The organism is Brevundimonas sp., from assembly GCF_035627055.1.
In the GTDB taxonomy this organism is placed as follows: Bacteria; Pseudomonadota; Alphaproteobacteria; order Caulobacterales; family Caulobacteraceae; genus Brevundimonas.
Window position 1 is genome coordinate 86,499 of record NZ_DASPMM010000015.1, and the last position, 13,811, is coordinate 100,309.

The window sequence follows — 13,811 nt, forward strand, 5'->3', positions numbered from 1 at the left end:
CGCTCTCAGCGCCAGCCGGCGATCGCCTCATCCAGCGAGAGGGCCGGAGGCTGCGGCGTGACCGCGGGCGGCTCGCCACCGAAGCGCGGCGCCGGCGCCGGCTGGATGACGCCCTGTTCGACGAAGGTCCCGCGCGCTGCGTTGTGGGGATGCGCCGTCGCCTCGGGCAAAGTCAGAACCGGCGTGACGCAGGCGTCGCTGTCGGCGAAACGGGCGGCCCAGTCGTCCCGGTCCCGGGCGGCGAACTCGGCCGCGAATCGGGCGTGCAGCGCCGGCCAGCGGCCGCCGTCGTGCTGCGGGGCCTCCGCCGCCGGAATGCCGAGCCCCTCCAGCAGGGCGGCGTAGAACCGCGGCTCCAGCGCCCCCACGGCCACGAAGCGGCCATCGCGGCAGGCGTAGCAGCGGTAGAAGGGCGCGCCCCCATCCAGCAGATTGGCCCCGCGCGCGTCGCTCCACAGCCCCTTGGCGGCGAGCGCATGGAACAGGCTGGTCAGCAGGGCCGAGCCGTCGGTCATCGCCGCATCCACCACCCGCCCGCGGCCGGTCGTCTTCGCCTCCAGCAGGCCGGCAAGCACGCCGACGGCCAGCAGCATGGCCCCGCCGCCATAGTCGCCCACCACGTTCAGCGGCGGCGGCGGCGGCCGGTCCGGCTCGCCCATCATCGACAGGGCCCCGGACAGGGCGATGTAGTTGAGATCGTGACCGACCTGCCGCGCCATCGGCCCCGTCTGGCCCCAGCCGGTGATCCGGCCGTAGACGAGTCGGGGGTTGAGCGCCGCGCAGGGCTCCGGCCCCAGTCCAAGCCGCTCCATCACCCCGGGCCGGAACCCCTCGATCAGGGCGTCGGCCGAGGCGACCAGGCCGCGCACCCGCTCCAGATCGGCCGTGTCCTTCAGATCCGCTTCGACGGCCGGGCGCCCCCGGTGCAGGATCGCGCCCCCGACCTCGCTGAACGCCGGCGCCCCCGCCGAGGCGCCGCGGGTCAGGCGCAGCACCTCGGCCCCGAGATCGGCCAGCACCATGCCCGCGAAGGTCACCGGGCCGAGGCCGTCGAACTCGAGGATGCGCAGGCCGGACAGAGGTTTCATGGCCATTTCCTAGCCGTCGCGGTCATGACCGTCGAGGCGACGCTTGACCCCGGCCCCGCTTTGCAACAGAAGGCGCGTCGCGGCGCGCAAGCGCGGGCCGCGTCGGTGTGCGTCCTTAGCTCAGTTGGTTAGAGCATCTGACTTTTAATCAGAGGGTCCTCGGTTCGAGCCCGAGAGGACGTACCACCTCCTTTTGCAGGAACTGACGGCAGGCAGGCCCCGTTGTCGAAAGACAGCGAAGGAGCCCGCCATGCCGCATCAGAACGTCCATTCCTCGAAGGCCACGGCCCAGAACGCCGCCACCGATCCCGTCGGCCCCGGCGATCAGACGCAGGCGGGGGGCGAGGGTCTGCGCCCCGAGCCGCGCAGCTATGCCGCCTCCGACGTGTCGGACTCGACCCTGGCGCCGCCGGCCGCCGGCGAGGTGGCCGACTTCATGGACGAGGGCGATCCGCTGGGGGCCGACGACGTCCAGCTGGGGAGCACGAATCGCAACCGGCCCGAACGGACCGAGAAGATGGACCAGCAGGGACCCAAGACCCGCGCCGGCAACCGCAACCGGGTCAAGACCGGCTCGGCCGACGGGCGCTAGGCGGGGCCTTCCGGTTCGGGCCCGGGCGTGGTTCAAGACCCCATGCGCGCGCTCGTCCTGTTCACTGCCGTTGCGGTCCTGCTCTCCGGCTGCGGCGGGGCGGTGAAGGATTTCGGCTCCGGCGTGGGGGCGGCGGCGACCGCGCCGCTGGATGACCTGAACCTGCGCCGCCAGTACATCCCGACCGTGCTGCTGCAGGCGGAGGCCAATCCCTACGACCTGCGCAACCTGAACCACTGCGCCACCATCGGGGCCGAGATCGCCCGTCTGAACGATGCCTTGGGCCCCGACACCGACGAGCCGCCGGCGCCCGACGGTTCGACCTTGGGCGAACGGGCCTCGGACGCCGCGTCAAGGGCGGCGCTCGACGCCATCCGCGACGCCACCACCGACTTCATCCCCGGCCGCAGCTGGATCCGGCGTCTGTCGGGGGCCGAGCAGCACAGCCGCCATGTGCAGTCGGCCATCCAGGCGGGACGGATGCGGCGGGCCTTCCTGAAGGGCGTCGGGATGAACCGCAACTGCGCCCCGCCGGCGGCCCCCGCTTGGTTCCGGCCGCGCGGCCGAAGCCAGCGCTAGCCGGCGCCGTTGGTGACGTGGCGGGCGTGGAAGTCGCGCCGGAAGGCCTCGAGCCGGCCCTCGGCGATCGCCGCCCCCATCGCCGCGGTCAGGGCTTGGAAGAAGGCGATGTTGTGCCAGCTCAGCAGCACCTTGCCGAGGATCTCGTCGGCCCGGATCAGGTGATGCAGATAGGCTTTTGAATAGTCGACGGAGGCCGGGCAGGGGACTTGGGGGTCCAGCGGATCCTGATCCTCGGCGAAGCGGGCGTTCTTCAGGTTGATCGGGCCATTCCACGTCCAGGCCTGACCATGCCGCCCGGCGCGGGTGGGCAGGACGCAGTCGAACATGTCGACCCCGCGGTACACCGCCTCGACCAGATCGACGGGCTTGCCGACGCCCATCAGGTAGCGCGGCCGGTCGGCGGGCAGCATCTGCGGCGCATAGTCCAGCACCTCGCACATGGCCTGATGGCCCTCGCCGACGGCCAGGCCGCCGATGGCGTAGCCGTCGAAGCCGATCTCCCGCAGCCGGTCCGACGACTCGCGGCGCAGGGTCTCGAACGTCGAACCCTGCTGGATGCCGAACAGGGCCTGCGCATCCCGCGTCCCGAAGGCGTCCTTCGACCGCCTCGCCCAGCGCGCCGACAGCTCCATGCCCGACCGAGCGCGCGGCTCCTCGGCCGGCCAGGCGACGCATTCGTCCAGCTGCATGACGATGTCCGAGCCCAGCCGGTCGGCCTGGATCTCGATAGACCGCTCGGGCGTCAGTACATGCTTCGAGCCGTCGATATGGCTGGAGAAGGTCACCGCCTCCTCGGTCAGCTTCGAAATCCCGGACAGGGACATGACCTGGAAGCCGCCCGAGTCGGTCAGGATCGGCTTGTCCCAGCGCATGAAATTGTGGAGCCCGCCCAGCCGCTCCATCCGCTCCGGCCCCGGCCGCAGCATCAGGTGATAGGTGTTGCCCAGCAGGATGTCGGCCCCGGTCTGCTTCACCTGATCCACCGTCAGCGCCTTGACCGTGGCGGCCGTGCCGACCGGCATGAAGGCGGGCGTGCGGATGTCGCCGCGCGGCGTCTTGAGCACCCCGGTTCGGGCGCGGCCGTCGGTGGCGGAGATGTCGAAGGCGAAGGTCATGGAGCCGCGCGGAATAGCAGCGAGCCATCCCCATAGGAATAGAACCGGTACCCCTCCGCCACCGCATGCGCATAGGCGGCCTTCATGGTCTCCAGTCCGGCGAAGGCGCTGACCAGCATGAACAGGGTCGACTTCGGCAGGTGGAAATTGGTCATCAGCACGTCGGCGGCGCGGAAACGGTAGCCGGGGGTGATGAAGATGGCCGTGTCGCCGTGGAAGGGCCGCACTGCGCCATCCTCGTCCGTGGCGCTCTCCAGCAGGCGCAGCGAGGTGGTGCCGACGCAGACGATGCGGCCGCCGGCGGCGCGGACGGCGTTCAGGGCGGCGGCGGTATCGGCGGACACCTCGCCCCACTCGGCATGCATCCGGTGATCGGCGGTGTCGTCGGCCTTGACCGGCAGGAAGGTGCCCGCCCCGACGTGCAGGGTCACGGCGTGGGCCGAGACGCCCTTCGCCTCGATCGCCGCCATCAGCGCCGGCGTGAAGTGCAGCCCCGCCGTCGGCGCCGCCACCGAGCCGTCCCAGTGGGCGAAGATGGTCTGGTAGTCCGACCGGTCGCGGTCGTCCTCGGCCCGTTTGGCGGCGATGTAGGGCGGCAGGGGCATGACGCCGACGTCGCGGATCGCCTCGTCCAGGAACGGCCCGGACAGGTCGAAGCGCAGGGTGACCAGGCCGTCCTCGCCCTTGGCCTCGACCGTGGCGTCCAGCCGTCCCCGCAGGCAGGCCCCGTCCGCCTCGGCCCCGAACCGCACCCGGTCGCCGGCCTTGATCCGCTTGCCCGGCTTCATGAAGGCCGACCAGACGTCTGGCGCGTCGCGGTGGTGCAGCGTCGCCTCGACCTCGACGGTCAGGGTCTCGCCCTCCGGCCCGATCCGCTCGCGCACGCCCGACAGCCGCGCCGGGATCACCCGCGTGTCGTTGAACACCAGGGCGTCGCCGGGCCGCAGGAAGTCCGGCAGGTCGCGGACAACCCGATCTTCGAGGCCGCCATCCCGCACCACCAGCAGGCGCGCGGAATCCCGCGGCTCCGCGGGGCGCAGCGCAATCCGGTCTTCCGGCAGGTCGAAGTCGAACTCGGCGGTCTTCATCAGGCGGCGCAAAGGCCACGGGGATGGGGCGGGGTCAAGGCGGGCGCGATCCCATGCCAAGCGAGGCCATGAACCGGATGCGGCCGGGCGGGTTGGAGCGGAATGAAATCACCCGCTCTCCTTCCGTCCGCCCTGATCGGCGCAGTCGCCAGCGCCCGATCGATGACCCCGATGGCGGCCCTCGCCGGGGCGCATCTCGCCGGGCGCGAGACTCCGGGGCGTCTGGTCCTGCTGGGGCATCCGGTGTTTACCGCCGGCGCCCTGGCCATGGGCGTGGGCGAGCTGTTCGGCGACAAGATGAAGTCAGCGCCGGATCGCACGGTGTTTCTGGGCCTGCTGGCCCGGGTGATGAGCGCCGGCATCGCGGGCGCGGCGCTGGCTCCGAAGGGGCGGGAGAAAGCCGGCGGACTGCTCGCCATCGCCACAGCCACGCCGCTGGCCTACGCCACCCTTGCGGGCCGCAAGCGCGTCATGCGGCGGATCGGCCAGACGAAGAGCGGCCTGATCGAGGACGCGCTCGTGGTCAGCGCGGGCGTGGCCGTGGTCGCCTGGGCCCTGAACCGCCGGGGCTGAGCGACCGCGCGTTGACCGGCGGGCCGGGAAGCTGCAAACCGCGCCCATGCTGCAGAACCTCGAAACCCTCGCGCGCGACGCCAGGTCCTGGCCGTTCGAACAGGCCCGCAATCTTCTGAACCACGTTTTGAAGAAGCGGCTGTCGGACGCGGAACGCGACGCCGCCAGACTGCTGATCGACGCCGGGAAGGCGGACGAGGCGCTGGCGACGTTCGAGGCGCTGCAGCGGCCGGTGGTGCTGGAGACCGGCTACGGCCCGTCCGGCCTGCCGCACATGGGCACCTTCGGCGAGGTGGCGCGCACCACCATGGTGCGCAACGCCTTCCGCGCCCTGACCGGCGACCACTGGCCGACGCGGCTGGTGGCCTTCAGCGACGACATGGACGGGCTCCGCAAGGTCCCGGACGGCATCCCCAATCCCGAGATGCTGCGGGAGGACCTGCACAAGCCGCTGACGGTGGTCCGCGACCCGTTCGGCACGCACGACAGCTTCGGCGCCCACAACAACGCCCGTCTGCGCGCCTTCCTCGACGGCTTCGGCTTCGAATACGAGTTCCTGTCGTCGACGGAGCAGTACCGGTCGGGCCGGTTCGACGAGGTCCTGCTGCGTCTGCTTGAGCGGTTCGACGCCGTCCAGGCCATCATGCTGCCCACCCTCGGCGAGGAACGCCGCGCCACCTATTCGCCCTTCCTGCCGGTCAGCCCGGTCACCGGCCATGTGCTGCAGGTGCCGACGCTGGAGCGGAACGTGGCCAAGGGCACGATCGTGTTCGACGACCCCGCTGGCGGCCGCACCGAGGTCCCGGTCACCGGCGGCCACGTAAAGCTGCAGTGGAAGCCCGACTGGGCCATGCGCTGGACGGCGCTGGACGTCGACTATGAGATGTCGGGCAAGGACCTGATCGAAAGCGTGCGCGAGAGCGGCAAGATCTGTCGCGCCTTGGGCGGCGTCCCGCCGGAGGGCTTCAATTTCGAGCTGTTCCTCGACATCGAAGGCAAGAAGATCTCCAAGTCCAAGGGCAACGGCCTGACGATGGACGAGTGGCTGCGCTACGGCACGCCGGAGAGCCTGAGCTGGTACATGTTCCAGTCGCCGAAGTCGGCCAAGTCGCTGCACTTCAACGTCATTCCACGGGCCATCGACGACTATCTGGCCTTCATCGAGGCCTACAAGACGCAGGAACCCGCCAAGCGGATCGACAACGCCGTCTGGTCGATCCACGCCGGAAACCCGCCCGGCCACACCTCGCCGGTGTCGTTCGCCCTGCTGCTCAACCTGGTCGGCGTGGCCAACGCCTCGTCCAAGGCGCAGCTGTGGGCCTATTTCGCGAAATACCTGCCCGAGGCGACGCCGGAGAACGAGCCGCTGCTGGACCAGCTGATGGACCGGGCGCTGAACTACTACGAAGACTTCGTCAGACCGACCAAGGCCTACCGCCTGCCCGACGACAAGGAAAAGGCGGCGCTGCTCGATCTGGCGGCGCGGCTGAAGGCCCTGCCGGCGGACACCACCGACGGGGAGCTGATCCAGGCCGAGGTCTATGCGGTGGGCAAGGAACACGCCTTCGAGCCGCTGCGGGCCTGGTTCGGGGCCCTGTACGAGGTGCTGCTGGGCGCGTCGCAGGGGCCGCGCTTCGGCTCCTTCGCGGCCATCTACGGCCTGCCCCAGACAATCAAGCTGATCGAGGACGGGGCGGACGGCGCGCTCGCCTCCTGAGCTGCCGACCGGCGTTCGTCTGGTAACGTACGTGAACCGAACATAACGGGGCGCCTCCGGGAGCCTTCATGTCCGGCCGCGCATTGTGCCTGCCATCGACCAACTCGATGACAGGAGATGAGCCATGTCGAAGAACAAGATCACCGTCGCTCTGGCCTCGGCGGCCGTGCTGGCCTCGCTGGCCCCGGCCGCCCTGCCGACCGCCGCCATGGCGCAGTCGCGCTCCAACGGCATCACCAGCTGCGACGCCCCCGGCGGACGCCAGAGGACCGGCGCCATCATCGGCGCGATCGTCGGCGGTCTGGCCGGCAGCCAGATCTCGGACAATGAGCGCACCCTCGGCGCCGTGGTCGGCGCCGGCGCGGGCGCTGCGGCCGGCTCCTACATCGGCTGCAACCAGCAGCGCGCCCGCGCCGACGCCCAGGCCAACGCCGGCGGCTACCGCGCCACCTCGAACCTGCGCATCCGCTCGGGCCCCGGGACCAACTATCGCCAGGTCGGCAGCCTGTCGGCCGGCCAGCCGTTCTCGGCCATCGGTTCGCAGGGCGAATGGGTCCAGATCGCCGGCGGCGGCTGGGTCAACGCCCACTATGTGACCAGCTACTGAGCCGCCGGTCCTCCCCGAACGACGACGAGGCCGCCCCGCGAAGGGCGGCCTTTGTTGTCTTGACGGCGCTGACGCTCGCGGCGCGGCCGCTCGCTGTTTGAGCGCGGGGGCATGCGCGAAGCGCCAGGCCCGTCGGGTCGGGAGGTCCCGGAGGGCCGACGACCGCCGCCAAACCTATTGGCTGACCCAGAGGATGCGGCCCATCCAGAGGATGTCCTTGCGGGCCACGACGCGCGGCTCATAGGCCGGGTTGACCGAAGCCAGGGTCACCGCGCGCGCGGTCAGCCCGGCCACCTCCTTGGCCAGGGTCTCGCCGCCGGTCGTGCGCACCACCACCCGGTCGCCCCTGCGGACGTCCGAGGCCTCGCGGTCGACGATGATGCGGTCGCCCTCGCGGTACACGGGAGCCATGGAGTCGCCGGTGACCCGCAGGCTCAGCAGGGTCTCCTTCGGGCGCGGCAGTTCGGTCTGTTCCCAGCCGTCGCCGACCGGCAGGCCGGCGTCGTCGAAGAAGCCGTCCTGCCCGGCCTGGGCCATGCCCAGCATCGGCACGGTCGCGGCGCGCTCGGGCGCATCGTGGGCCAGGGCCGCGAACTCGCCGAGGGACAGGCCGGCGGCCTGCAGGACCTGGGTCAGGCTCTCGGTCGAGGGCCAGCGCGGCCGCGGCGGATCGCCCGGACCGAAGCGCTTGGACGGATTGAAGCTGGTGGCGTCCAGTCCCGCCCGCCGCGCCAGGGCCGAGACGCTGATCCCCTCGCGCCGGGCCAGGCCGTCGATCGCCTTCCAGAGCTGGCCGTGGGAGAGGGGCATGTCGGCGAGTCCGCGACGGCTCCGGGGAGCCGATTCGGCCCACGATACCGCATGACGATAGGAATATCCACCTATGCCCCGGAGCCGGGCTATTCCAGCCCGAGCGCGCGCCGGTCGCGCCAGGCGTGGGCGGCGCCGAGGGCAAGGGCCAGCAGCACGCCGTAATTCGCCAGGTTGATGACGGCGTAGAAGGCGACAATCGGCGGCCGGACGTCCACCAGGGTGAGAACGTGGGTCATGACGATCAGCGACTGAAGCGCGCTGGCCCAGACCGGCCACGACCGCCGGCTCTTCCACGCCAGGGCGGCCCAGGCGGCGAGGGTGACGACGTCGACGGCCATCAGGCCCCACTGCGGGCCGTACAGGCCGGCGTCGTCCTGGACCAGAAGGGCGGCGAGGGCGGCGAGGGCGTAGACGGCGCCGCCGACCCGTTCGGGCTCGTCGCCCTTCAGGAAGGCGAAGGCGACGACGACCACGCCGACCGCCGCTCCGACCTGCGAATAGATGGTGTCGAACACGCGATGGCCCCTCCGTTCGGGAGGCTACGCCGCGGGCGGGAGGCCTTCTAGACCTTTCCGCCCCCCATGGAGGCGGCCCGTCGCTCCTGCCACACCCAGAAGGTGCCCACCGCCATGGCGACGAGGACGCCGTAGTTCGCCACATTGTTCATGGCGGCGAACGCGACGAGGGACGGGCGGAGATTGGCGGCGACCAGGATGTGGCCGGTGATGATCAGCGCCTGAAATGCCGATGCCCAGATCAGCCAGGTCCGCCGGCTATGCAGCACCAGCCCGAGAAAGACGACGAGCTGGAGACTGTCGAGCGCCATTCTGCCCCACAGCGGCGCACCTTCAACCTCGTGGTCCGAGGTGAAGACCATCGCCAGGCTGATCAACATGTAAAAGCCGCCGGCGATCCTTTCCGGCTCGTCGCCCTTGATGAACATGAAACCCACGACGACCGCCGCGAGCGCCATGCCAATCTGGACGTGGATTGAGTCAAACACAGAATCGCCCCCGTGCGAGTAAAGCACGGGGGCGACAGTGCCTGAAGTCAGCGAAAGCGGAAATGCCCGGTCGCTGACATTACCTCGAATTTAGACCGCGCGGAGCCGATGCTCGCCCGTGGTCGGCGGCCGCTCACTGCCGCCTTCACCTTTGCCCATCGGACCGGCGTAGACGCCGTAGCCCAGGCGCCGATGGTCCTTGGCCAGTTCGCCGTGGCAGGCCACCAGGGCCTGACGGGCGGCGCCGAGCTGGGCGATGGCCTCCAAGGCCTTGGCCTGGGCCTCGGCGGCGGCGACCGGGGAGAGGTTGAGCGCCGTACGGGCGCCGATCATCGACTGCACCAAAGTCGTGGCGCGGGTGATGGCCTCGTCAACGGACTGCTCCGTCGCATTCAGATCGCCCGCGACGCTGGCGATCACTTGAGCCTTATCCATGAGAAGCCTCCAAACAAAACAGGTAAACGAGGCCTTAACATAACTCTGCAGTACTCGGTAGGGATTTGTTCACCATGCGGCGCTCTGTGTCGCCTTCCGGACACACGCCGCCGATGGGCGGCGTGTCCCCGGGCTTGTCGACAGGACCGGCCGCGAGCGCCTCCAGGCCGAGCCGTCGGGCGAGGGCGGCGAGGGTGGTGTGGGTCTGGACCAGATGTCCCCGCGCCTCGGCCAGGGCGCCGATCGCGGCCGCCGCGCCGGAGAAGGCGCGCTGGCCGGTGACGGCCGACAAATAGGCTTCGGCGCGGGCTCCAGGCAGGGCGGCCGCAAGCGCGGCGGCTTCCGCCATCGCCCTGTCGATCGCCGATTCGGCTGAGTAGAGGCGGGCCGCGAGGGCTTCCCCGATGCCTTGTCTCGTCATGTTGTCCTCCCGTGATTAACCATCACCTAGGAGAAGCAATCGGACGTTACAACACTATACAACTAGAGATCGTAGGTTGAGACCAGGAAGTGCGCGGTCAGCGAGGCGATCGGCTGCGCCTCGTCCTCCTGCCAGGCCTCGGCCAGCACATGGGCGACCCGCCGCCCGGCCTTGCTGATCCGGGCGCGGGCATGGACGTCCGCGGGCCGGCCGGTGCGCAGATAGGCGACCGTCACGTTGATCGGCCGCGGAAGGCGCAACCTGGGGTAGGAGAGGGCGACCTGCGCCACTGCAGTCAGCTCCAGCAGGGCCGCCGTAGCCCCGCCGTGCAGGGCCGGCAGCATGGGATTGCCGATCAGCCGGTCGGCGAACGGCATGGTCACGGTCAGGGCGTCGCCGGCCTGATCCGAGGTCAGGCCGAGGAAGCGGGCGTACGGCAGACGGCCGAGCAGTTCGCTCATTTCGCCGCCTCCCGCCCGTCGCGGGCGCTGAGCACATAGGTCGCCTGGGCCGCCGCAACCGGGTCGTCGGGACTGTCCTCGAAGGCCCAGGCCCGTACGAAGGCGATGGAATGGGTCAGGCGATAGCAGCGCGCCTCGGCGATCAGGGCCCGCCCCGGCTCCGCCGCCCGCATGTAGTCGACGCGCAGGTCGAGGGTCGCGATCGGCTCGAACTGATCCAGCGCGATCCACACCGCCAGGCCGCCGACGTGGTCGAGCAGGGCGGTGACCAGGCCGCCCGCCAGCACGCCGGTGTCGGGATCCCCGACCAGGTCCTCGCGCCACGGCACGCGGATGCGCACCCGGTCTCCTTCGAGCCCCTCATAGGCGAAGCCCAGCGCATGCGTGTGGGCCGCGCCGGAGGCGAGCTGGGGCAACAGGGAAACGAGGGTCGCGGACGCCATGCCCTGCTATCAACCGGAGGCGGGCGTGGACGCAAGCGCGGCTCGCGCGTTCTCCATCGGCTGCGAGGGCCCATATCCGACCCATGATCCGCTTCGAGGACCTGCTCAGGCCGACCCCGGCCGGCCTGTACTGCCCGCCGGGCGACTTTTACGTCGATCCGGTCCGGCCGGTCGACCGGGCGGTGGTCACCCACGGCCATTCGGATCACGCCCGGGCCGGGCACGGCGCCGTGCTGGCCACGCCGCAAACGCTGGCCATCATGGCCGAGCGCTACGGCGAGGCGTTCGCCGGGCGCGAGCAGCCCGTCGGCTATGGAGAGAGCGCGTCCCACAACGGGGTCGAGGTGAGGCTGGTCCCCGCCGGACATGTGCTCGGCTCGGCCCAGGCGGTGATCCGGTGGAAGGGCCTGACCATGGTGGTCTCCGGCGACTACAAGCGCCGCCGCGACCCGACCTGCGCCCTCTTCGAGCCCGTGCCCTGCGACGTCTTCATCTCGGAGGCCACGTTCGGCCTGCCGGTCTTCGTCCATCCGCCGGACGCCGGGGAGATCGGCCGCCTGATCCACTCCCTGCGCCAGTTCCCGGACCGCGCCCATCTGGTCGGGGCCTATGCGCTGGGCAAGGCGCAGCGGGTCATCCGCCTGCTGCGCGAGGCCGGCTGGGACCGGCCGATCTACGTCCATGGCGCGCTGGAGCGGCTGAATCGGCTCTATGAGCGCGAGGGGGTCGACCTCGGCCCGTTGTCGCCCGCGACCGGCCTGAAGCCGAACGCCCTGGGCGGCGAGGTGGTCATCGCCCCGCCTTCAGCGACCCAGGACCGCTGGTCGCGCCGCTTCGCCGATCCCGTGCTGGCCTTCGCCTCCGGCTGGATGGGCGTGCGCGCCCGGGCCCGGCAGCGGGGCGTCGAGCTGCCGCTGGTGCTGTCGGACCACGCCGACTGGCCCGAACTGACCGCCACCTTCGCCGAGCTCCGGCCGGAGGAAGTGTGGATCACCCACGGCCGCGAGGAAGGCCTGCTGCGCTGGTGCGAGCTGAACGGCCACAAGGCGAGGGCCCTGCGGCTGGTCGGCTATGACGACGAGGACGAGGAGGCCGTGGCGGAAGCGGTCTAGGCGGCCGAGCGCGAGGCCCGGCCCTTGGCCGGCGCGGCGGCGGCGTTGGACGCGGCGATCTGATCCAGGGCCGCGTTCATGGCCATGCGCAGCCGTTCGGGCTTGATCGGCTTCTCGACCACGGCGGCCATGCCGCAGGCGAGGTATTTTCGGGCGTCGTCCGGGTCGGCGTTGGCGGTCAGGGCCACGATCGGAATGGCGTTGACCGGCGCGGCCAGGGCCCGGATCGCCTGCGTCGCCTGGACCCCGTCCATGCGCGGCATCTTGATGTCCATCAGCACAAGGTCGAACTGGCGCTCCTGCACCGCCTCGAGGGCCTCGACGCCGTCCTCGGCCGTCTCGGAGGTGCAGCCGAACATCTCGCACAGGGCCTGGGCGACGACCCTGTTGGTGGCGTTGTCGTCGACGATCAGGATGTGCGGCGTGCTGGCCATCTCGTGATCGGACAGGGACTGGATGTTCGACGCCGGCGCGGCCTCCACGCGGGTGCGGTCGACCTCCAGATCGAAGGCGAAGGTCGCGCCGCGGCCGGGATTGTTCTCGGCCCAGATGCGGCCGCCCATGCGGTCGATGATCTGGCGGCAGATCGACAGGCCCAGCCCGGCGCCGTCCTGACCGGAGCCATGCACGAAGGGTTCGAAGATCTGGTCCACGCGGTCCGCGTCCACGCCCGGGCCATCGTCGCGGATGCGGGCCTCCAGCGTGATGCGGTCGCCGGCGGCCACGGCCTTCAGGCTCGCCTCGACCACGCCGTTGCGGGCGAATTTCAGGGCGTTGCCGATCAGGTTGTTGAACACCTGCTTCAGGCGCGTTCCGTCGACGACGGCGGCCAGGTCGGTGTCGCCCTCATAGCCGATCATCAGGGTGACGTTGTCCTGCGAGGCGCGCGGCGCCCACATGGCCTGGATGTCGTCCATCAGGCCCCGCAGCGGAGTCGGTTCGGCCTGCAGCGCCAGCTCGCCCGCCTCGGCCCGGGACAGGTCCAGGGCGTCCTGCAGGATGCGCAGCAGGGTCTCCGAAGATTCCACGATCGTCGTCACATGCGCGTGCGCCTGGGCGTTGAGCGGCTGGCGGCGCAACAGTTCGGCCACCGCGAGGACGCCGTTCATCGGCGTGCGCAGCTCGTGGCTCATGATGGACAGGAACTGGCTCTTGGCCCGGGCCGCCATCAGCGCCTGGGTCCGGCTGTCGCTGAGTTCGCGGGCCTGTTCGGCCAGCTCGACGTTCTGGCGGCGCTGGCTGTCGTTGACCGCCTGCAGCAGGGACACGGCCGTGCCGACGCCGTGATAGCGGCCGTTGCGGGTGACGATGAAGCCGCGCATCAGCGCGCCGGGGCCGCTCTTCTGCAGGGCGTCGCAGAAAGTGTCGATGGCCACGCCGGCCTCGACGACCGCCGGCTCGGCGTCCATCACATGGGTGATCGGCCGCTGGGCGTAGAGAGCGTGTCCGAACGGTCCGGCGATCTTCAGCAGGAAGGCGTTGCGCTCGATCAGGCCGACGGGGCGGCAGCCGTCGACGACGGCGATGACGAGGGTGTCGGGTTCTCTCTCGAAGCGGGCGAACACCTCGCTTCCCAGCGTCAGGGGCGTCACCGCCTCGGCGCGCTCGGTGAGAACTTCGATTGTCGGCATACTCACCGGCACTCCACTTCGAGCCATGGACACTGGCAGGAAACGGTTTGCAGAAGCGTTAAGGCCCCGCCGCCGTTTTCGCGCCGCTTTTGCGCCGGTCGGCCCCTTGGTGTAGAAGGCGCGCCCTCGC

At 70.6% G+C, this 13,811-nt stretch carries 17 protein-coding genes and 1 tRNA gene; 7 read left to right on the forward strand and 11 right to left on the reverse strand.

The window, feature by feature from the left end; all coding sequences use genetic code 11:
• Positions 1-5: 5 nt before the first annotated feature.
• The gene (locus tag VEA98_RS07065; RefSeq protein ID WP_324812262.1) at positions 6-1,088 is read right to left on the reverse strand and encodes a CaiB/BaiF CoA-transferase family protein; all 1,083 of its coding nucleotides are present in this window, start codon (positions 1,086-1,088) and stop codon (positions 6-8) included.
• A 109-nt stretch (positions 1,089-1,197) separates the two neighbouring features.
• Between VEA98_RS07065 and VEA98_RS07070 the strand changes: the two genes are divergently transcribed.
• From VEA98_RS07070 to VEA98_RS07080, 3 genes are all read left to right on the forward strand, one after another.
• Positions 1,198-1,274 (forward strand) — tRNA-Lys (locus VEA98_RS07070).
• Between the two features lie 64 nt (positions 1,275-1,338).
• Positions 1,339-1,680: a hypothetical protein gene (locus VEA98_RS07075; RefSeq protein WP_324812263.1), complete on the forward strand. Its 342-nt coding sequence runs from the start codon at positions 1,339-1,341 to the stop codon at positions 1,678-1,680.
• Positions 1,681-1,722: 42 nt separating this feature from the next.
• A complete protein-coding gene (locus tag VEA98_RS07080; RefSeq protein ID WP_324812266.1) occupies positions 1,723-2,259 on the forward strand; it encodes a hypothetical protein in 537 nt (178 codons plus the stop codon).
• On the opposite strand, the gene tgt is transcribed toward VEA98_RS07080, so the two are convergent.
• Together tgt and queA are read right to left on the reverse strand one after the other, a co-directional pair.
• Complete coding sequence (gene tgt / locus VEA98_RS07085; RefSeq protein ID WP_324812270.1) at positions 2,256-3,377, reverse strand: tRNA guanosine(34) transglycosylase Tgt; 1,122 nt, start codon at positions 3,375-3,377, stop codon at positions 2,256-2,258. The genes VEA98_RS07080 and tgt overlap by 4 nt on opposite strands.
• A complete protein-coding gene (gene queA, locus VEA98_RS07090; RefSeq protein WP_324812272.1) occupies positions 3,374-4,465 on the reverse strand; it encodes a tRNA preQ1(34) S-adenosylmethionine ribosyltransferase-isomerase QueA in 1,092 nt (363 codons plus the stop codon). The genes tgt and queA overlap by 4 nt, the downstream gene beginning before the upstream one ends.
• A gap of 102 nt (positions 4,466-4,567) precedes the next feature.
• Here queA and VEA98_RS07095 point away from each other — a divergent pair, with 102 nt between their 5' ends.
• From VEA98_RS07095 to VEA98_RS07105, 3 genes are all read left to right on the forward strand, one after another.
• A complete protein-coding gene (locus tag VEA98_RS07095; protein WP_324812275.1) occupies positions 4,568-5,038 on the forward strand; it encodes a hypothetical protein in 471 nt (156 codons plus the stop codon).
• A gap of 46 nt (positions 5,039-5,084) precedes the next feature.
• On the forward strand, positions 5,085-6,755 hold the full coding sequence (locus VEA98_RS07100; RefSeq protein ID WP_324812277.1) for a lysine--tRNA ligase: 1,671 nt from the start codon (positions 5,085-5,087) through the stop codon (positions 6,753-6,755).
• A gap of 124 nt (positions 6,756-6,879) precedes the next feature.
• Positions 6,880-7,362, forward strand: a complete 483-nt coding sequence (locus VEA98_RS07105) for an SH3 domain-containing protein (protein WP_324812280.1) — start codon at positions 6,880-6,882, stop codon at positions 7,360-7,362.
• Between the two features lie 174 nt (positions 7,363-7,536).
• On the opposite strand, the gene VEA98_RS07110 is transcribed toward VEA98_RS07105, so the two are convergent.
• The 7 genes from VEA98_RS07110 to VEA98_RS07140 form a co-directional block, all read right to left on the reverse strand.
• Positions 7,537-8,172 carry a helix-turn-helix transcriptional regulator gene (locus tag VEA98_RS07110; protein ID WP_324812282.1) on the reverse strand — a complete coding sequence of 212 codons (636 nt, stop codon included), beginning with the start codon at positions 8,170-8,172 and terminating at the stop codon, positions 7,537-7,539.
• Between the two features lie 89 nt (positions 8,173-8,261).
• On the reverse strand, positions 8,262-8,690 hold the full coding sequence (locus VEA98_RS07115; protein ID WP_324812285.1) for a hypothetical protein: 429 nt from the start codon (positions 8,688-8,690) through the stop codon (positions 8,262-8,264).
• A 47-nt stretch (positions 8,691-8,737) separates the two neighbouring features.
• Complete coding sequence (locus tag VEA98_RS07120; protein ID WP_324812288.1) at positions 8,738-9,148, reverse strand: hypothetical protein; 411 nt, start codon at positions 9,146-9,148, stop codon at positions 8,738-8,740.
• A gap of 120 nt (positions 9,149-9,268) precedes the next feature.
• Positions 9,269-9,613, reverse strand: coding sequence for a hypothetical protein (locus VEA98_RS07125; protein WP_324812291.1), 345 nt, complete (start codon positions 9,611-9,613; stop codon positions 9,269-9,271).
• Between the two features lie 34 nt (positions 9,614-9,647).
• Positions 9,648-10,034 carry a hypothetical protein gene (locus tag VEA98_RS07130; RefSeq protein ID WP_324812294.1) on the reverse strand — a complete coding sequence of 129 codons (387 nt, stop codon included), beginning with the start codon at positions 10,032-10,034 and terminating at the stop codon, positions 9,648-9,650.
• Between the two features lie 62 nt (positions 10,035-10,096).
• Positions 10,097-10,495 (reverse strand): PaaI family thioesterase, encoded by a 399-nt coding sequence (locus VEA98_RS07135; RefSeq protein ID WP_324812297.1) that lies wholly within the window; start codon positions 10,493-10,495, stop codon positions 10,097-10,099.
• A complete protein-coding gene (locus tag VEA98_RS07140) occupies positions 10,492-10,938 on the reverse strand; it encodes a PaaI family thioesterase (protein ID WP_324812300.1) in 447 nt (148 codons plus the stop codon). Before VEA98_RS07140 ends, VEA98_RS07135 begins: the two co-directional genes overlap by 4 nt.
• An 83-nt stretch (positions 10,939-11,021) precedes the next feature.
• Here VEA98_RS07140 and VEA98_RS07145 point away from each other — a divergent pair, with 83 nt between their 5' ends.
• Positions 11,022-12,050, forward strand: coding sequence for a ligase-associated DNA damage response exonuclease (locus VEA98_RS07145; RefSeq protein WP_324812302.1), 1,029 nt, complete (start codon positions 11,022-11,024; stop codon positions 12,048-12,050).
• Here the strand turns inward: VEA98_RS07145 and VEA98_RS07150 are convergent.
• Positions 12,047-13,681, reverse strand: a complete 1,635-nt coding sequence (locus tag VEA98_RS07150; protein ID WP_324812563.1) for a response regulator — start codon at positions 13,679-13,681, stop codon at positions 12,047-12,049. The genes VEA98_RS07145 and VEA98_RS07150 overlap by 4 nt on opposite strands.
• Between the last annotated feature and the right edge of the window lie 130 nt (positions 13,682-13,811).